16 protein-coding genes are annotated in these 18031 nt (G+C 71.0%); 5 read left to right on the top strand and 11 right to left on the bottom strand.

Features of this window, described 5'->3' with window-relative positions; all coding sequences use genetic code 11:
• Window positions 1–240: 240 nt before the first annotated feature.
• Complete coding sequence (flhA, locus tag AB1578_13935; GenBank protein ID MEW6489001.1) at window positions 241–2337, bottom strand: flagellar biosynthesis protein FlhA; 2097 nt, start codon at window positions 2335–2337, stop codon at window positions 241–243.
• A gap of 143 nt (window positions 2338–2480) precedes the next feature.
• Here flhA and AB1578_13930 point away from each other — a divergent pair, with 143 nt between their 5' ends.
• Both AB1578_13930 and AB1578_13925 read left to right on the top strand, forming a co-directional pair.
• The gene (locus tag AB1578_13930) at window positions 2481–3026 is read left to right on the top strand and encodes a pyridoxamine 5'-phosphate oxidase family protein (protein MEW6489000.1); all 546 of its coding nucleotides are present in this window, start codon (window positions 2481–2483) and stop codon (window positions 3024–3026) included.
• Window positions 3027–3150: 124 nt separating this feature from the next.
• Entirely contained in the window at window positions 3151–3480 is a 330-nt protein-coding gene (locus tag AB1578_13925) for a hypothetical protein (protein MEW6488999.1), read from the top strand.
• 72 nt (window positions 3481–3552) lie between these two features.
• Here the strand turns inward: AB1578_13925 and AB1578_13920 are convergent, their stop codons facing one another.
• The 5 genes from AB1578_13920 to AB1578_13900 form a co-directional block, all read right to left on the bottom strand.
• Window positions 3553–4023: a chemotaxis protein CheX gene (locus AB1578_13920; GenBank protein ID MEW6488998.1), complete on the bottom strand. Its 471-nt coding sequence runs from the start codon at window positions 4021–4023 to the stop codon at window positions 3553–3555.
• A gap of 21 nt (window positions 4024–4044) precedes the next feature.
• Window positions 4045–4404, bottom strand: a complete 360-nt coding sequence (locus AB1578_13915; GenBank protein MEW6488997.1) for a response regulator — start codon at window positions 4402–4404, stop codon at window positions 4045–4047.
• Between the two features lie 142 nt (window positions 4405–4546).
• Window positions 4547–4909, bottom strand: a complete 363-nt coding sequence (locus AB1578_13910; GenBank protein ID MEW6488996.1) for a cupin domain-containing protein — start codon at window positions 4907–4909, stop codon at window positions 4547–4549.
• Between the two features lie 51 nt (window positions 4910–4960).
• The gene (locus AB1578_13905; GenBank protein MEW6488995.1) at window positions 4961–6397 is read right to left on the bottom strand and encodes a pitrilysin family protein; all 1437 of its coding nucleotides are present in this window, start codon (window positions 6395–6397) and stop codon (window positions 4961–4963) included.
• Entirely contained in the window at window positions 6394–7899 is a 1506-nt protein-coding gene (locus tag AB1578_13900; GenBank protein ID MEW6488994.1) for a pitrilysin family protein, read from the bottom strand. The genes AB1578_13905 and AB1578_13900 overlap by 4 nt, the downstream gene beginning before the upstream one ends.
• Before the next feature lie 270 nt (window positions 7900–8169).
• Between AB1578_13900 and AB1578_13895 the strand changes: the two genes are divergently transcribed.
• The gene (locus AB1578_13895) at window positions 8170–9894 is read left to right on the top strand and encodes a DUF6178 family protein (GenBank protein ID MEW6488993.1); all 1725 of its coding nucleotides are present in this window, start codon (window positions 8170–8172) and stop codon (window positions 9892–9894) included.
• A 97-nt stretch (window positions 9895–9991) separates the two neighbouring features.
• Here the strand turns inward: AB1578_13895 and AB1578_13890 are convergent, their stop codons facing one another.
• The 3 genes from AB1578_13890 to AB1578_13880 form a co-directional block, all read right to left on the bottom strand.
• Window positions 9992–11809 (bottom strand): SLC13 family permease, encoded by a 1818-nt coding sequence (locus AB1578_13890; GenBank protein ID MEW6488992.1) that lies wholly within the window; start codon window positions 11807–11809, stop codon window positions 9992–9994.
• A 269-nt stretch (window positions 11810–12078) separates the two neighbouring features.
• Window positions 12079–13293, bottom strand: coding sequence for a hybrid sensor histidine kinase/response regulator (locus AB1578_13885; protein ID MEW6488991.1), 1215 nt, complete (start codon window positions 13291–13293; stop codon window positions 12079–12081).
• An 8-nt stretch (window positions 13294–13301) separates the two neighbouring features.
• Window positions 13302–13535: a hypothetical protein gene (locus tag AB1578_13880; protein MEW6488990.1), complete on the bottom strand. Its 234-nt coding sequence runs from the start codon at window positions 13533–13535 to the stop codon at window positions 13302–13304.
• Between the two features lie 300 nt (window positions 13536–13835).
• Between AB1578_13880 and pyk the strand changes: the two genes are divergently transcribed.
• Window positions 13836–15266, top strand: coding sequence for a pyruvate kinase (pyk, locus tag AB1578_13875; GenBank protein MEW6488989.1), 1431 nt, complete (start codon window positions 13836–13838; stop codon window positions 15264–15266).
• 102 nt (window positions 15267–15368) lie between these two features.
• Here the strand turns inward: pyk and AB1578_13870 are convergent, their stop codons facing one another.
• Both AB1578_13870 and AB1578_13865 read right to left on the bottom strand, forming a co-directional pair.
• Window positions 15369–15572, bottom strand: a complete 204-nt coding sequence (locus AB1578_13870) for a hypothetical protein (protein ID MEW6488988.1) — start codon at window positions 15570–15572, stop codon at window positions 15369–15371.
• A complete protein-coding gene (locus AB1578_13865) occupies window positions 15562–16107 on the bottom strand; it encodes a hypothetical protein (GenBank protein ID MEW6488987.1) in 546 nt (181 codons plus the stop codon). Before AB1578_13865 ends, AB1578_13870 begins: the two co-directional genes overlap by 11 nt.
• Window positions 16108–16341: 234 nt before the next feature.
• Here AB1578_13865 and AB1578_13860 point away from each other — a divergent pair.
• Window positions 16342–18031: SNF2-related protein (locus AB1578_13860; protein MEW6488986.1), on the top strand; the 1690-nt coding region annotated here is incomplete at its 3' end.

Here is an 18031-nt window from a genome sequence, read left to right as displayed (position 1 = left end):
GCCTCGTCTACCTCTCGGAGATCCCCGCCTTCGCCTGCCGCTGGTGTGGTTGCTACTGGCAGGTTCAATCGCCCTCTCCCTTGGATGTGAAAGCGTCTGCCACGTGGTCACGGATTGGTCACGTACCCAGCGGGACCGCCAGGGACGCGCCAGGAAGAGACCGGCGGAAAAACCCCGAGTTTCCGCCATTCCCCCCAACCTTCGGGATGCTTCAAAACGCTCTGGAAGCCCCCGAGTCGTCTAACCCTCAAGGCTCACCACCTTCAGCGTGCGCAGGGGCCCCTCCACCTCGCCGTGGCTCAGGAAGACCAGGCCCGGGAGCACCTTTTCCGTGAGCTTGCGAAGCGGCAGCCGGATGGTGGGAGAGGTGAGCACCACGGGGGTGAAGTTCAAAAGCCCCGCGTCCTCGGCCGCCTGCCCCAGGGCCTGGAGCACCCGCTGGGCGAGCTTGGGCTCCAGGGAGAGGAAGGCGCCGTAATCGGTGCGCTGGAGGGCGCCCGAGAGGGTCTCTTCGAGGCGGTGGTCCAGGGCGATGACCGGGAGCTTGCCCTCCGCGTCCTGGTATTGCTTGGAGATGGCCCGCCGCAGCGCCGACCGGGCGTACTCGGTGAGGAGCTCCGGATCCTTGGTGCGGGGGGCGTAGTCGGCCAGGGTCTCGAGCACCGTGCGCAGGTCGCGCACGCTCACCCGTTCGCGCAGGAGGTTCTGGAGCACCTTCTGCACCCCCCCCAGGGAGAGCAGGCCCGGCACCAGCTCCTCCACCAGGGCCGGGGCCTGAACCTTGACCGCATCCAGAAGGTTCTGGGTTTCCTGGCGCCCCAGGAGCTCGTGGGCGTTTCGCTTGACGATCTCGGTGAGGTGGGTGGCGATCACAGTGGAGAGGTCCACCACGGTGTAGCCCCGCAGTTGGGCCTCCTCGCGCCGCTCCTCCCGCACCCACAGGGCCTCGAGGCCGAACGCCGGCTCCCGGGTGGGGATGCCCTCCACCCCGCCTTCCGCCAGGCCCGGGTTCATGGCGAGGTAGTGGCCCTCCTTGAGCTCCCCCCGGGCCGCCTCCACCCCCTTGATGAGGATGAGGTATTCGGTGGGGCGAAGCTGCAAGTTGTCGCGGATGCGGATGGGGGGCACCACGATCCCCAGCTCCAGGGCGATCTGACGCCGGATGGAGCGGATGCGCTCCAGGAGATCCCCCCCCTGGCCCGGGTCCACCAGGTGCAGGAGGCCGTAGCCCACCTCGAGCTCCAGCGCGTCGACCTGGAGGAGCTGGGTGACCTCCTCGGGGCCCTCCGGGGCCTTGGGCGTCTCCTCGGCGGCCTTGCGCACGGCGGCTGCGGCCTCCTCTGCCTCGGCGCGCTTGGTCTTCGTAAGGGCGTAAGCGGTGCCGCCCATGACCCCCGACAGCAGCGCGAAAGGCAGGAAGGGTAGCCCCGGCACCACCCCCAGCATCAGGAGCACCCCCGAAGAGATCCCCAGGGCAGCGGGCGCCTGGCCGAACTGGCGGGGCAGCACCTGCCCCAGGTTCGACTGGCTCCCCGCCCGGGTGATGAGGATGCCCGCCGCGGTGGAGATGATGAGGGCGGGCATCTGGGTCACCAGCCCGTCCCCCACCGTGAGGGTGGTGTAGTTGGTGACGGCAGAGGCCAGGGGCATGCCCTTCTGGAGCACCCCGATGATGAGCCCGCCCAGGATGTTGATTCCCGTGATGACCAGCCCGGCCACGGCGTCGCCCCGGACGAACTTGCTCGCGCCGTCCATGGCGCCGTAGAAGTCCGCCTCGCTCGAGATCTCCTGCCGTCGCCGTCGGGCCTCGGACTCGTCGATGAGGCCGGCGTTCAGGTCGGCGTCGATGGCCATCTGCTTGCCCGGCATGGAGTCGAGGGTGAACCGCGCGCTCACCTCGGCGATGCGGGTGGCGCCCTTGGTGATGACCACGAAGTTGATCACTACCAGGATGAGGAAGATCACGATGCCGACGACGAAGTTGCCCCCCACCACGAAGTCGCCGAAGGCGGCGATCACGCGGCTCACGGCATCGGGCCCGTCGTGCCCCCGCACCAGGATGAGGCGCGTGGAGCTCACGTTGAGGGCCAGCCGAAAGAGGGTGACGATGAGGAGCGCGCTGGGGAAGACCGAGAAGTCCAGCGGCCGCTCGGTGTACATCCCCAGGAGGAAGATGAGCACCGAGATGCTGATGTTGAGGGCCAGCAGGAGATCCAGGGCGAACTTCGGCAGGGGGATGACCATCAGGAACACGATGCTCATCACCCCCGCCGCGACGAGGACGCCGCTGTGGCGGCTCAGCAAACCCGAAGCGGTAGCGGCGGCCCCTCGTTCCATGGGGAGGTCAGGTATCCCAAGAAGGCGGGCTGGGTCGAAAGTTGTGATACCTTACCACACCGCTGCACGGCGCGGCAGGGCTATTGTGGGCGAGGGGTTTGCCCCCATCGAAATCGGTATCGGTATCGGTAGAGGAGGGTCCCATGCGGCGAAGCGACAAGAAGATGGCGGACCGCAGCGCGGTCGAGGGGGTCTTGGCCTCGTGCGCCGTGGGGCGCCTGGGCACCGTGGGACCGGACGGCTGGCCCATGGTGAAGCCGGTGAACTTCGCCTACGACCGCGGGCGCCTCTACTTCCACACGGCCCGGGAAGGCGAGAAGATCGATCACCTGCGGGCCGAGCCCCGGGTCTGCTTCGAGGCCCACCAGCCCGTGGCCTACGTGCGCCCCCGCGCCCAGGCCTGCGAGGCGGACTACCTGTTTCGAAGCGTCATCGCCCGGGGCCGGGCGGTCTTCGTGGAAGACCCGGAGGAGAAGCGGGAGGCCCTGGGGCTCCTCATGGACAAGTACGAGGGGCCGGGCCGCTGGCCGCCCCTGCCGGACGCCAAGGTCGCGGCCGTCGGCGTGGTGCGCATCGACGTGGAAGAACTCGTGGGAAAGGAACACCTGGGCAAGGGGCGCTTGCGGGAGCGGGCCGAGGCGGCGCTAAACGGCGTCGAGACCCTGCCGGTCGTGCTGGAACGGGAGTAGCTCACCCCATCCGCCGCAACCAGGACTCCAACATCGGGTCGACGACCTGTAAGGTTTCACCTTCCCCGTCCCCCGGGTGGCGCTAAGAGGTGGCGACGTGACGAAGTCCAGGAGAGAAACTGGAGTGGGTGTTGCTTCGGGGCGTCGGCCCACGGGTCTGACGCTTCGGGAGGTGCCTTTCTCGAGCCTGGTCCGCACGGCAAAGCCGCTCGTCGATGCCCGGCGGGAGTATGCCTCCCGTTCGGCCGAGGAGCGCCGAATGGCGGCGGACTTCCAGTATCACTGGCTGAGCAATCTCGGGTGGAGCCTCGTCGAGGCCGGGCGGCTGGAAGAGGCGGAGTCCGTACTGGAACAAGCTGTGGCTCTGGCCCCGCCTACCTACGAAATGGTCAGAGGAAACCTGGAGGAGGTTCGCCGGCTGCTGCGGGTTCGTGGGAGGGCGGCCAAGGCATAGCGGCGGCAGAGGAGGACGTGGGTACCGGCAAAGCGGCGCGCACGATGGGAGAGCGCCTGCGAGGCGCCGCCCTCAGGCGCTGCCCTGGGTGAGGCTCACCTCGAGCCAGAAGGTCTCCCCCTCCAGGGTGAAGGGGACGACCAGGCAGGGGCCCTTGCCCCGGTGCTCGATGGTGTGGCCCTTGCCCACGATGATCGAGGGGATGGCGATGCGAAACTGGTAGCCCTCCTGGGCGAGCACGGCCTTGGCGCCTCCGGCGATCATGTTGGCCAGCTCGCCCACGGCGTCGCGCACGTCTTCGTTGAGGTCCGGCGCCTCCTGTCCCACCATGTTGGCGTAAATTCGCTTTGCCAGGATGGCCGGGAAGGTTACCGCCACCGAGCCGGCGGCCTCACCGGCAAGACCGATGATCCCGCTGATGTCGCCCTGGGTCGCGATGCCGGCCTTGACGAAGGGCTTGCCCCGCTCGGGGCGCACGGCCGCCATGACCTCCAGGGCCTGGAGGGTGGCGGCGATAAACGGATTGATGAACGAGACGTTCATGCGGTGCCTCCCCCTCCCAACCTATCCCCCCACCACCTTCTCGATCTTCTCTTTGAGTGTCTCGGGCGTGAAGGGTTTGACGATGTAGTCGGTCACGCCCGCCTTGATGGCCTCCAGGATCTCCTTCTTGGCGGCCTCGGTGGTCACCATGATGATGGGGATCTCGGCGAACTTGGAGTTCGAGCGCAGGGCCTTTACGAACGTCAGGCCGTCCATCTCGGGCATGTTCCAGTCGGTGAGCACGAAGTCCACCCCGGCCATCTTGGCCAGGCCGTCCACCCCGTGCTCCGCCTCCACCACGTCGTTGTATCCGAGGCGGTTGAGCGTGTTCTTGATGATCCGGCGCATCGTGGACGAGTCGTCGACCGTGAGGATCTTCACTGCTGACCTCCTGGAAGTGCTGGCAATGGGCCGTTTGCGCCCCCTTCCCGGCGGCTGTACTGCCGGACGCGAGTACTGATCGTCCGGACCGGCGGAGAACTGGAGAGGAAAAAAGGAGGGAGGCTCCGAGCCGCCCCGGGGCTCACGCGTCCCGGTGCACCGCTTCGGGGGAGAAGGCCGGGACGCAGACCGCCACGTAGTCCGCCCCTTCGGAGTTCGGGGTGCTGTACTGCACCCACTCCCCCCGGGGGCAGATCACGGCCTGTCCCGGCCCCACGTCGAGGGTCTCGTCCCGGGAGGTCACCCGCAGGGTTCCCCGCAGCACCAGGGTGTATTCGTCGAACTCGGGGGTCTGGCCCGGCTCGACCCAGCCGCCGGGGCTGCGCATGCGGGCCACGCTCACCTGCTGGGTTCCGGTGCGGATGCGGCCCACGAACTCCCCGATGACCTTGGGCTTGTTGCCCGCGGCCTGGACATACGCGGGTTGGGGCACGAGAACGGGCATGCTCTCTCCTCTCCTTTGCCGGTCTGCTCGCGACGATTCCTTCACAGGCTCTCAGTCGGCCGTCACCACGAGAACGGGGCCGCGGCTGCCCCACGCCGGGTCCGCCGGGTCGACATCGCCCACCACCACGAGCACCCCGGCGGCGAGGTCGAAGGCTTCGGCGGCGGCGCTGGCGCCCGGGGCCGTCACCGCCTGAACCCCCGCCACGTAGCGGGCCGGGAGGTCGGCAGGGAGGCCGTCGAAGAGGAGCCCGAGGCGCTCGCGCACCAGCGCCGCGGGATCCTCGTAGCGGAAGACGTGGCGGTTCACCAGGGCCTCCCGGGCCTGGGCGACGTGGTGGGCGGGCAGCCCCGAGGTGGCCGCCTCCCGGGGGATCGTCGCCAGGAGCTCGAGCACCTGGGGGGCCGACTCCGCTCGGGTCGAGGCGGTCATCCCCAGGACGCCGAAGGTCGGCAGGGCCTGGTAGAAGCTCCCCACGCTGTAGGCCAGGCCGCGGTTCGAGCGGATTTCGCGCACGAGGAGCGACTGGAACCCCCCCGACCCCAGCACGTGGTCGGCCACGTCGAGGGCGTGGAACTCCGGGGCCGTGCGGGAGGGCCCCAGGCGGGCCCAGACGAGGGTGGTCTGGGGCAGCGGCCGGGGGACGAGCACCGTGCGGGGAGGGGGCTCCGCGGGGGGTGGCACGGGCGCAAACCCTTCCCCGCGCGACGGGAGGGATCCGAACCGCTCTTCGAGCCGCGCCAGGAGGTCTTGGGGCTCGAAGTCCCCCACTGCCCCGAACGCCCAGGCGCCCTCGGACACGACCCTTCGGTGCAGGGCCAGCAGGTCTTCCCGGACCACACGGCCCACGGTCGCGGCGGTGGGGATGAGGCCCCGGGGGTGCCCGGGGTACAGCGCCCGCCGCAGCTCCCGGAAGGCCAGGTCCTGGGGGCTGTCGACCTCCCGGCGGAGCCGCTCGGCCATCTGGCCCGCGGCCCAGGTCACCCGCTCTTCCCGGAAGGCGGGCTCGGCGAGCAGCGCCGCCAGCAGCTCCAGTCCCCGGTCCAGGTCTGCCGGCAGGGCCGAAAACGTCACCCACCCGGTGTCGCGCCCGAAGCCGAGCCGCAGCTCGATGGCCCGCTCTTCCAGGGCCTCGTCGAAGGCCTCGGGAGTGAGCGCTCCCGCCCCGCCAGTGCGCCAGGCGAGCGCGGCCACCTCGGCGAGCCCGGCCCGGTCGGGGGGATCGTAGAGGCTCCCGCCGCGAAACGAGGCGTAGAGACGCACCAGGGGGAGGTCTCGGTCCGGCAGAAGGAAGACCGGCGCGCCCCCGGAGAGGGCGCTCTGCGCCACCGGGGGCGGCCGAAAGGAGACGTCCGGGAAGCGGGCGGTGCGGGGATCGAGCGCCCGGGAGCCGGCGCAGCCCGACAGCCACAGCGCACTCGCCAGTGCCACCCCGACCAGGACAGGGGGAGCCCTCCGGGATGCCCGCACTCCTGCGGCCCGGTTCACGAGCCCCCTCCCGCCGGGCGCAGGACGGCCACGGTGCGGTTCTCCTCCACGAGGTAGGTGCGCACCACCTCGGCCACCTCTTCGGGGGTCACGGTGGCGAGCACCCCGGCGTGCTCCTCCAGGTAGCGCCAGTCCCCGGCCACTGCCTGGAAGTACGCCAGTTGCTGGGCGAGCGCCCCGTTGGAGAGCAGCGAGCGCACCCGGGCAGCCTCCAGGCGGCGCACCACCTTGGCGAGCTCCTGGGCCGAGGGCGGCTCCTGGGCGAGCCGCTGGAGCTCGCCCAGGAGGGCGGCTTCGGCCTCCTCGGGAGTGACTCCCGACACGGGGGTGAGGAAGACCGCGAAGAGGTTCGGATAGCGCGCCCCGGGCAGGCCGTTCACCGCGCTCGCCGAGGCGGCAATCCGGCGGCGGTCCACGAGCTCGCGCACCAGGCGCGAGCTGCGCCCGTCGGAGAGCACGGCGTCGATCACATCGAACACGTAGTCGTGGCGGTGAGGCAGGGTCGGCTTGTGAAACGCCACGACGAGGCGGGGCTCGGCGCCGAAGCGCACCTCCACCCGCTTGGGGCCCGTCTGGGGGGGCTCCTGCGTGCGATATCCGCTCCCCGCGCCCCGGGCCGGCAGATTCCCGAAGTAGCGCTCCACCAGGGCGAAGAAGGACTCGGGCTCCACGTCTCCCACGGCGGCGACTACGCAGTTGTCGGGCCCGTAGTGGCGCTCGTAGAAGGCCCGGGTGTCGGCGATATCGAGCACCGCCAGATCCGAGGGCCAGCCGATGACCGGATCCCGGTAGGGGTGGGCGGAAAAAGCCGCGGAGAGGAGCGCCTCGTAGAGCCGGCCGCCGGGGTCCGAGCCATAGCGCTGGGCGCGCTCTTCCTGCACGACCTCCCGCTCCACGTAATACTCCCGCAGCACCGGGTCGCGCATGCGCTCGGACTCGATGCGGGCCCAGAGCTCCAGGCGGTTGGAAGGCAGGCTCACGGTGTAGCTCGTGAGGTCGGTGCTCGTGGAGGCGTTGAAGCCCACGGCCCCGTTGCGGGAGTAGAGGGCGTCGATCTCGTCCTTCACCACCAGGGGCCGGTGGGCTTCCTGGAGGGCGGCCAGGCGGGCGGCGTGCTCCTCCAGACGCGCGGGGTCGGCCCCCGGTCCCTTGCGGCGCTCCGCGTCCAGGGCCCGGCCCGCGGCCTCGAGGTCGCGCAGCAGGGACTCCTCTCGGCGCCAGTCCGCCGTGCCCAGGGTGCGGGTGCCCTTGAAGAGCATGTGCTCCAGCAGGTGAGCGGTACCGGTCTGGCCGGCGGGCTCGTCCACACCCCCCACCCGGAAGGTCATCTGGAGGCTCACCGTGGGAGAGGCGTGCCGGGGGAGCACGAGCACGGTGAGCCCGTTGGCCAGGCGGTGCTCGGCCACCCGCCCCTCCAGGCTGCCCGCCGGAGAGGCCTCGGCGAGGCCGGGGGCGGCAAGGAGCAGCCAGGCGGCGGCCGCTGCGGTCAGTACTGGGCGCAACTTCCACCTCCTCGGTCCAGAAACGCTTCCCTGCTCGCCGGTCGAAATCGCCATCGACATCGCGATCGGAGTCGGGGTCGATTTCGATATCGATATCGATTTCCCGCGCGGAAGCGTGAAGGATGGTTCCAGGATCTTGCCTCTCGACGATGGTGTGGCCGGTACCATCCTACGCACGCGGCCCCGGTTCGCGCAACGCCTGGAAGGGCGCAAGGCAGGCGTGCTACCCTTGCGCCGCCCAGCCCGAGCCCGCCACCGGAGGGGAGCGCCATGTCCCAGGAGACTTCGCCAGCCAGACCGCCCGCGCCCGCGGGGCCGGAACCTTCCGCCCCCCTGCGCCGGGAGCTCGACGAGATCCTCTCGGTGCGCGGAGACGCCCGGGAAGAGCGGCTGCTGGCCTCGCCCAACCTGGGTGCCTTGGTGGCCCACATGCCCCCCGAAGAGCTCTACTTCACCCTCAAGGAGCTCGACCCGGAGAACGTGCCCGAGGTGCTGCGCCACGCCCGCAGCGAGCAGGTGGAGTTCGTGCTGGACCTGGAGCTCTGGAAGAAGGACCGCTTGCGCCCCGAGCGGGTGCTTCCCTGGCTCGAGCGCCTCCATTCCTGTGGAAGGGACGCGCTCGGACGGTGGCTTCGCCGGCTGGAGCTCGGCACCTGGGTGCTGCTGCTCAGTCGGGTGGCGGCCGTGCACCTGGCCGAAGAAGACAGCGACCCCCTCCAGGACCTCCCCGGCCGGGCGCCGTTTACCCTGGAGGGGCGCTATTACGTGGCCACCTCCGCCCAAGCCGAACCGGTGGTGAAGGAGATCTTCCAGACCCTGCGGGCCGCCGATCCCGATCGGTACGCCCGGGTCGTGGAGGCCCTCCTGCGCGACGTGGACTCCGAGCTGGAGGAAGGCGAGTACGAAGACCGGCAGCGCCGCCTCGCCCTGCGCGGCTTTCCCGAGTGGGAGGAGGCCCTGGAGGTCTATGCGCGCATCGACGCGGCCGGGCCCGAGCAGTTGCCCCGGAAACCCGGCGCGCCGGTCCGGGATTCGGAGATCGCCTCCGAGGCCTCGCCCCGCTACCCGGTGACCCTGCCCGCCTCGGCACCCGACTTCTTCCTCCATGCCCTGCGGCGCGTCTCCCAGGGGCCTGCGCTCGACGGGCTCTGGGCCGAGCTGGCCTATCTGACCAACAAGGTCGCCGTGGCCGACGGACACGACCTGGACCACCTGGACTCCTTCCAGGGGGCTCTTCGCAAGACGACTGCCTACGTCTCCATCGGCCTCGAGGCCCTGTGCGGCGCGGACGAGGGGCAGGCCGCGCGGGTGCTGGAAGAGCACTGGCTCCAGCACCTCTTCCGGGCGGGGTGGACCCCGATCCGGGCGCTGCGGGCCCAGGCCCGCAAGCTCTTCGACAAGGGCTGGCCCCAGGGGCACAAGGAGCGCCTGCTCTTCCTCGACCCTCCCCTGCCCGAGATCCTGGAGGGCCTGCTCCGGGCCCATCCCTTGTGGTACGCCGGGGAAGGCGAGGTCCCGTCCTACCGTACCTTCCGCACCCTCACCGAGGTGCGGCGGGCCGAGCGCGCCGTGGGGCAGGCCGGCTTCCTGGGCCGATTCCTCTTGAGCTCCGTGGATCTTCACCTGGGAGATCTTGGGCAGGCGCTCACCCGCCTCGACACCGAGAACCTCAAGGGGAGCACCGTGTTCCTCACGGCCCTGGTGAACGCCGCCCTCGACCGCTCCTTCCGCTTCGCCCCCGTGGAGCGGGGGGCGGTGCGCCGGGGTCTGGCCCGGGTCTGGGCGTCGGAGACCCCTCCCCGCCGGGTGAAGCCCGGCCTGGACGACACGGCCGTGGAGTGGGCGAAGGCCCTGGGAGACCTCACCTCGGCGGAGGAGGGCTACCTGCGGGAGTTCGTGGGGAGCTGTTTCTCCCTCCTGGAGGAGCAGTTCGGCCACCTGGCCGAGGACGAGGTGCCCGACCCCCGGTTTACCCGGGGTCTGTGGATCGCCTGAGAGCCTGGGAAAGAATCGTCGCGGGCAGACCGGGGTGCGCAACGAAGAAATCCGGGCGCGCACCAGATTGTTTCACAGGCTCTGAGCGGATGCCACCTCAGGGGGCGGCGGTCAGGGGCCAGAGCACGGGCAGCAGCGCCATCGCCACCCCGAAGAGCAGGAGGATGAGCGGGGTGCCCACCTTGAGGAAGTCCCGGAACCGGTATCCGCCCGGGCCCATGACGAGGAGGTTTACGGGGTGGCCCAGGGGCGTGGCGAAGGTCATGGAGCACCCGAGCACCACGGCGATGCCCACCGCCCGGGGCTCGACTCCCAGGGAATCGGCCGCCAGGATCGCCACGGGCGCCACCACGGCCGCCACCGCCACGCCGCTCATGGTCTGGGACAGGAGAGCGGAGAGGGCGAACGCCGCTGCGGCGAGGACCAGGGGGCCCGCCGCCCCGAGCCCCCCGGCCAGACCATCGGCCAGCAGCGCCGCCGCCCCGCTCTGCACCATCGCCGTGCTCACCGGGAGCATCCCGGCCATGAGGAAGATCACCCGCCACTCCACGGCCTGGTAGGCGAGATCCGCGGAGATCACGCGGGTGAAGATCATGAGGAGGGCGCCGGCCAGCACCGCAAGCGGCGCGGGGGGCCACCCCAGGAACAGGCACGCTAGAGTCGCGGCCATGATGCCCAGGGCCAGCCCCGCCTTTGCCGGACGCCGGGGCGGAGCCACGCCCGACTCCAGGAGGATGAGGTCCGGCTCGGCCCGGAGCACCGGGATCCGCTCCCGGGGTCCCTGGAGGAGCAGGGCGTCTCCGAATTGGAGCTCCAGGTCCCGAAGGCCCGTCCGGGTAGGCTTGCCGGCCCGCCACAGGGCCAGCACCGTCATCCCGTACTTCTCCCGAAATTGGGCGCCCGCAAGGGTGCGCCCGATCAGGGCCGAGCGCGGGGAGAGCACCGCCTCCACCACGGCTATGGTCTCGGACTCCAGGTCCTCCTGGGGACCCAACGGGGCCTCGAAGGAGACCAGGCACTGCGCTCCCTCGGCCTGCTCCAGTTCCTCCCGCCTCCCCTCCAACAAGAGCACGTCGCCGCCTCGCAGCACGTCTGCGGGGCCCGGGGAGAGGGAGACGCGACCGCCCCTCTCCACCGCTACCACCGTGGCGCCGCACAGCTCCCGGAAGCCGCACTCGGCCAGGGACCTGCCGTCGAGGGGAGAGCCGGAGGCCACCCGCACGCGAAAGAGCCGCTCCCCCAGCCGGTATACCCCTACCAGGTCTCCCGGCGACGGGGGCGCCGCCCGTGCTGCCTCGGCGGGAGTCTGCTTCGGGAGCAGACGCACTCCCAGAAGCCCCATGTAGGCGACGCCCACAACCACCAGCGGCAGCCCCATGGAGAAGAAATCCAGCAGGCCGTAGCCCCGGTGCCCGTGCTCCCGGAGAATGTCGCTCACGACCACGTTGGTGGTGGTGAGCAGCGTCGCGGTGCCCCCCAGGATGGTCGAGAAGGCCAGCGGCATGAGGATGCGCGAGAGGGAGACCCCCGCCCGCCGGCCGGCGCTCGACGCGGCGGGCAGGAGGAGCGAGGCCGCCGCCACGTTGTTCATGAAGAGCGCGAGGAACGAGCCGGCCATCATCACCACCGCAGCCAGCCGCCCCTCGCTCTTGCCCCCGAGGCGCAGGAGCAGCGCGCCGACCCGGTCGGTCACGCCGGTGAGCCGCAGGCCCTCGGCGAGCACGAAGATGGAGACGATGATCGCCACCGCCGGGCTCCCGAAGCCCGAAAAGGCCTGCTGCGGGGTGAGAACTCCGGAGAGCCCCAGGGCGGCCACCACCAGGAGCGCCACCAGGTCGGAGCGCACCCGTTCGCTCAGGAAGAGCGCGATGGCGGCGGCGAGGATGCCGAAGGTAAGCAGGGTGTCGGCGTTCATGGGCCGGGCCAGTGTCCCGAAGACCGGCCCCGGACGCAAGGGGGCTGCCCAACCTGGATTCAGCATCTGGGCGGAGAGCGGGTTCGGGGAACCCCTAGGCTGCGCCTCGGGCCTCTTGATGCAACCACAAAGACACGAAGGCACAAAGGAGACCGCTTTGTCTTGGAATTTGCCGGGGGAGACCGCGACTCTCTGGAGGAATGGGCACGTGGGGAACGGCGGGGGTACGGCCCGGGAGGAACGCAGATAGGGGTGAGGAAGAGCCGTTCTCAGGGCGGGAAGGAAGAGACGGCAGCGGGGGGGCCGGCAGACGCAGGAGAATGGGCACGGGGTGGGGTCCATTCTCCTGCGTCCATGGCCCCTTCCGCCGCGGTGGACCTCGGGAACGAGAGCCGTATCCGGGTGCCCCGGTTCGGACGGCTCACCAGCAGGACCTGGCCACCCATGGCCTGGATCAGGGTCTTCACCACGTAGAGCCCCAGGCCGCTTCCCGCCTCGCCGCCGGCTCCGCGCCCCCGATAGAACCGCTCGAAGACGCGCGGCTGCTCGTCTTCCGGGATACCCGGCCCGTCGTCCCGAACCTCTACGTAGGTCTGCTCACCGTCCCGGCCCCAGGCCACTCCCACCGTGGCGCCCGGAGGGCTGTAGCGCACCGCGTTTTCCAACAGGTTCGAGAGGCACACCCGAAGCGCCAGGGGATTGGCGCGGGCCAGGGCGCCGGGCCCCGGGGAGGCCGGTGCGAACCGCACGCCCTTCTCCTCGGCAACCGCCCGGTGGAGGTCGGTCACGGCCCGGACCGCGTCTGCCGGGTCGGTGTCGTGGCAGGGCAGCTCCAGGGCGCCGGCCTCCACCCTGCGCAAGAGGAGCACCTGCTCGGCCAGGGCGCCCAGGTACTCGGAGGCGCTCCGGATGACCCGGGCGTACCGCGCCGAGTCTTCCGCAGACCCGGGCCTGGCGGCGAGCCGGCCGGAAAATCCCCCGATCACCAGCATCTTGTTTCGCAGTTCGTGGAAGAGGAGGCTCTGGAGGTCGGTGTCGGCTCGGCGGGCCTCTTCGGACCGGTCCAGGCGCCGGGAGAGATCCCGGGTTTCGCGGCGGCGGCGCAGGTGCCCCTCGATCCGCAGAAGGACCTCCTTGACGGAAAAGGGCTTGGGCACGTAGTCGTCCGCCCCGAGGGCCAGACCCCGGATCCGGTCTTCGGCCGAGCCCAGGGCCGTCACGAGGATGACCGGGGTCGAGGCGATCACCCGGTCCGGGTGGGAGCGGATCATGCGGCAGATCTCCCACCCGTCCAGGTCGGGCAGGAGGACGTCGAGCAGGATCAGGTCGGGCCGCCGCTCCGCCACGAGGCGGCACGCGGTGAGGCCGTCGGGGGCGAGCAGGACCTGGTAACCAGACTTCTGGAGGTTGAACTCCAGTATGTCGGCGACCTCGGGCTCGTCCTCGACGACGAGCACCGTCGGGCGAAGTTCGGCGCAATCCACGGGGGGGCTCACTTGCCCCAGAGGTCCCGCTGACCCGTGAACGGGTGGGGCTTGAGGCTCGTCAAGAGCTTGACCAGGTACAGGGTGCAGTCGCCGTGGTCCGGCGTGGCGCAGCGTCGGTCCGCGTTGCGCTTCTCCCGCCCCGCCTCCCGGGGCGCCGCGCCGCAACTGCCGGATGCCGGCTCCCGAAAGGGACAAGCCCTTGCCTCGGCGCTCGCCGCCGGTCCTCCTTGCTGACCCATGTCCTGCGCCTCCTTCGTCTCTCACCCAGGTTCGATGCGCCCAGGGTAGACCCGTCTTGTTACGGGGGAGTTACGCGTCTGTGAATGCTTGGGGAAGGCGCGCTCGCCATCGCTCTTCGCCCCTTTCCGGGCGCGGCTCCGCCCGACGGCCTGGAAGGTGGGCCGGCGCAGGCCCTTCGCCCCGGGGTGACGCGGCCGGCTGGCTGGGGTACCGTGGTGGCCACGCGCGTTCCGTTCCCGCGCGTAACCCGGCCGGAGGGATCCCGAAGCCCATCGAACCTGCACCTCGGAGGGAGCACCGTGGCTCTTCCACCTAACAAGACCAAGGTCGTGTGCACCATCGGCCCGGCGTCGGATGCGCCCGAGACCATCGAGGCCCTGCTGCGGGCCGGCATGAACGTGGCCCGGCTCAACTTCTCCCACGGGGACTTCGCCGGCCACGCCGAGGTCGTCGTGCGGCTGCGGGCGGCGAGCCGGGCGGTGGGGCGGCGACTCGCCCTCATGGCCGACCTGCCGGGGCCCAAGATGCGGGTCGGGCGCATCGACCCGGAGCCGGTGGAACTACGCGCGGGCGAGGCTTTCGTGCTCACGACGGAGGAAAGGAACGGGGATGGGGGGCGGGTTTCGGTTTCCTTTGCCCGCCTCCCCAACGTGGTGGCGCCGGGGGACACGCTCTTCCTCAACGATGGGGCGATCCAGCTCCGGGTGGAGGCAGTCGTGGGGGACGAGGTGCGGTGCACCGTGGTGGTGGGGGGCGAGCTGAGCTCGCGCAAGGGTTTGAACCTGCCCGGGATCGACCTGGGGATGAGCGCCTTCACCGACCACGACCGGGAGTGCCTGCGGTTCGCCCTGGAGCAGGGGGTGGACGCGGTGAGCCAGTCCTTCGTGGCCTCGGCCGACGACGTGCGGGCGGTGCGGGCCGCGGCGGCCGAGCTGGGGTACCAGCCCTTCGTCATCGCCAAGATCGAGCGGGCCGGGGCCCTGGAGAACCTGGAGGAGATCCTGGAGGCGGCCGACGGCATCATGATCGCCCGGGGGGACCTGGGGGTGGAGATCCCCATCGAGCGCATGGCCCTGGTGCAGAAGGACCTGATGGGCCGCGCCAACGTGCTGGGGAAACCCGTCATCACCGCCACCCAGATGCTCGAGAGCATGACGGCCAACCGCCGCCCCACCCGGGCCGAGGCCACCGACGTGGCCAACGCCATCCTGGACGGCACCGACGCCGTCATGCTCTCGGCCGAGTCGGCGGTCGGGCGCTACCCCGTGGAGGCGGTCCGGATGCTCGTCCGCATCGCCGCCGAGACCGAGCCGCACCTGGCGGGGGCGAGCGTTCGCGAGGCCATTCGCGCCCGGGACCGGGACCGGGCGGTGAGCCTGGCCGATCTGGTCTCCCTGAGCGTGGAGAGGGCCGTGGCGCAGGTCACTCCTGCGGCAATCATCGTCCCCACCCATAGCGGCTACACGGCCCGCAACCTGGCCCGATTCCGGCTGCCGGTGTGGATCACCGCGGTGAGCTCGTCGGAGACCACCTGCGCAGGGCTCCAGTTCTCCTACGGCGTGTGGCCGGTGCGCACCCCGGACCACCCCGACGACTGGAACGACTTCGCCCGCACCTGGGTACGGGGCCACGGCCTCCCGGGCGACCTGGCCATCGTCACCGAGGGCCCCTCGCGGCGCCACCCCGACGCCAACAACCGCATGGAGCTCCTGGATCTCTCCCGGCCGTAAGAGGGTGTCTGCGAGGGCGGACCCCGCAACGGGCCGGCAGGTGCGGCGTGACAGGTTCGGGGGCGACGGGGTCAGGAGCGGGGCCCGGCGGCGCCGGACGGCTCAACGAGGTCGTTTCAAAGCAGGAAGCTCGAAGGGCTCGTTGCCCCGCGGTCCCCGGCGGGCCCGCAGGCGCTCCGGGGACGTCTCGCCGAAGGTGCTCAGGAAGGCGAGGTAGTCGACCTCCTGGCGGGCGGCGGCCGTAGACGCCCGCCGCAGAGCGTCCACGTCCTCGGGTGTCGTGGGGAGATCCCGCTCAAGATCCACGGCCCTTCACTCCCTCTTCGATCTCGCGGAAGCGCTCGCCCAGGCCGTACCGCTCGAACGACGCCCGCACCTCGTCGCGCTTCACCTCGGGCAGCCCCAGCAGGAACTCCACGTCGGCCAGGTCGCGCAAGGCCCGCTCCGGGGCGTTCTTCACGGCAAAGGCCTTCATGGCCGCCAGGTGCTCGGGGCACGGCACGGGAAAGGTCCGACCCTGCAAGACGAGGAGCTTCCGGGCCGCGGCGAAGAGCTCGTCTGCGGTAGTCCCCCCCACGTACACGAAGTCCACCCGGCCCAGCGCTCCCAGGGGGTGGACGTGGTTGGAGTAGCCCGGGGAGACATGGAGCGCCTCGTACCCCAGCCCCTCAAGGAACGCGAGCGTTCGGGACTGCCCCTGGCTCTCCGAGACCAGGTCCAGGTCGGCCGTCGCCCGGGTCAGGCCGTAGGCGTGCAGGGCGAACGCCCCCACCACGGCGTACCGAACGCCCTCGCGGGTGAAGAAATCGTCGAGCGCACAAAGGACCTTGAAGTAGTTCACGCGCCCCCAACCGCTGCTTCGGGTCGATCCAGGCGCTGACCTTACCACAAGGGCGGCCCTTCAGGCAGCAGGCCCCCGTGGGGAGGTCTGAAGCCGCCCGCCCAACCCCCCGCGTCTCCTTCAGCCGGACACTCTGAAACCAGCAAGCCCTTCCGGAGGGCATCGCAGAGCATTCCAGTCGGGTCCGGGGCGCGCTATCATGCGCCGTCCCCCGAGCCGAGCCAGGAGCCTGCCATGCCGACCTTCCGCGAACGCCTCGCCCGCCTCTCCCCACCCCAGGCCATCCGCCTCCTGGGCCCCCGCGGAGCCGAGCTCCTCCGGGCCGGGGGGAAGTTCCCCGTGGACCTCGACACCCAGGTGCGCCTGACGGACGAGAAGCTGCGCGTCGAGCTGCCCGGCGCCGTGGCCACGGTGGCTGCGGCGCCCCGGGGGACGGTGCGGATGTGGTGCACGGCGTGCCCGGGCCGGTGCGAGCACCTGGGGGCGGCCTTGTCCCTGGTGCTGGAGGAAAAGGTCGCCCTGGGCCTCGCGGCCGAGCCCGCGGCCGCGCGGGAGCCGGAGGACGGAGCCAAGCCCCTCACCGACGACGAGCTCGTGGCCCGGGCCCTGGCGGACCGCGAGGAGCGCGCCCGCACCGAGCCCATGGAGGTGCGCCCGGCCGAGACGGGGACCCCCTGGACCGACTACGCGGTGACGAGCTCGGCTTCGGGGAAGACCTACCGGGTGGCCCTGCGGGGTATGAAGCGGGGCGACTCCTACTGCTCGTGTCCCGACTTCCGGAAGAACACCCTGGGCACCTGCAAGCACGTGCTGCGGGTGCTGGCCGAGGCCGAGGCGCGCAACCCGGCCGCCGCCCTGCGAAGGCCCTGGGTGCCCGACGGCCTGGCGGTGCACCTGGCGTATGGCGAGGATCTCCAACTGCGGCTCCTGGTACCCCCCGGCCTCGACCGGGCCGCTGCCGCCCTCGTGAAGCCGATCCAGGGCCGGGCCATCGGCGACCCGAAGGACCTCCTGGTGCGCCTGCGGCGGCTCGAGGCCCTGGGCTGCGAGGTTACGGTCTACCCCGATGCCCAGGAGTACCTGGACGAGGCTCTCAGCCGGGCGCGCCTCCGGGCCGTGGCGGCCGAGATCCGGCGCGACCCGGCGAGCCACCCCCTGCGCACGGCGCTCCTCAAGACGCCGCTCCTGCCCTACCAGCTCGACGGCATCGCCTTCGCCGCGGGGGCGGGCCGGGCGATCCTGGCCGACGACATGGGCCTCGGGAAGACCATCCAGGGCATCGGAACCGCTGAGCTCCTGGCGCGGGAGACCGGCGTCTCCCGGGTGCTCGTGGTCTGCCCGGCTTCGCTCAAGGCCCAGTGGGCGGCGGAGGTGGAGCGCTTCTCGGACCGCACGGTCCAGGTGGTGCTGGGGAGCGCTCCGGAGCGGGCGGCCCAGTACCGCGGTCCGGCCTTCTTCACCGTGGTCAACTACGAGCAGGTGCTGCGGGACTTGAAGGAGGTGGAGGCGGCGCCCTGGGACCTGATCGTCCTGGACGAAGGCCAGCGCATCAAGAACTGGGAGGCCAAGACGAGCCGCGTGATCAAGGCCCTGCGGTCCCGCTTCGCCCTGGTGCTCTCGGGCACGCCGCTCGAGAACCGCCTGGACGACCTGTTCTCCGTGGTGGAGTTCATCGACGACCGGCGCCTGGGGCCCGCCTTTCGGTTCTTCCACCGCCACCGCGTGACCGACGAGCGGGGCAAGGTGCTGGGGTACAAGAACCTGGACGACCTGCGGGGCAAGCTCGCTCCCGTGCTCCTGCGGCGCACCCGGGCCCAGGTGATGAAGGAGCTCCCCCCCCGGACGACCGAAGTGCGGCGCATCCCCCCCACTGCGGAGCAGCTCGAGATCCACGACGGCCAGCAGCGGGTCATCTCGAGCATCG

It is taken from the genome of Thermodesulfobacteriota bacterium (genome assembly GCA_040756475.1).
Lineage (GTDB): Bacteria > Desulfobacterota > Deferrisomatia > Deferrisomatales > JACRMM01 > JBFLZB01.
This window is presented reverse-complemented; position numbering and strand designations above follow the sequence as displayed.

Excerpts from the sequence above, each read along its gene's own strand:
- flhA (MEW6489001.1), bottom strand. The coding sequence starts at position 2,337 with ATGGAACGAGGGGCCGCCGCTACCGCTTCGGGTTTGCTGAGCCGCCAC.
- AB1578_13930 (MEW6489000.1), top strand. The coding sequence starts at position 2,481 with ATGCGGCGAAGCGACAAGAAGATGGCGGACCGCAGCGCGGTCGAGGGG.
- AB1578_13920 (MEW6488998.1), bottom strand. The coding sequence starts at position 4,023 with ATGAACGTCTCGTTCATCAATCCGTTTATCGCCGCCACCCTCCAGGCC.
- AB1578_13910 (MEW6488996.1), bottom strand. The coding sequence starts at position 4,909 with ATGCCCGTTCTCGTGCCCCAACCCGCGTATGTCCAGGCCGCGGGCAAC.
- AB1578_13895 (MEW6488993.1), top strand. The coding sequence starts at position 8,170 with ATGTCCCAGGAGACTTCGCCAGCCAGACCGCCCGCGCCCGCGGGGCCG.
- AB1578_13890 (MEW6488992.1), bottom strand. The coding sequence starts at position 11,809 with ATGAACGCCGACACCCTGCTTACCTTCGGCATCCTCGCCGCCGCCATC.
- AB1578_13880 (MEW6488990.1), bottom strand. The coding sequence starts at position 13,535 with ATGGGTCAGCAAGGAGGACCGGCGGCGAGCGCCGAGGCAAGGGCTTGT.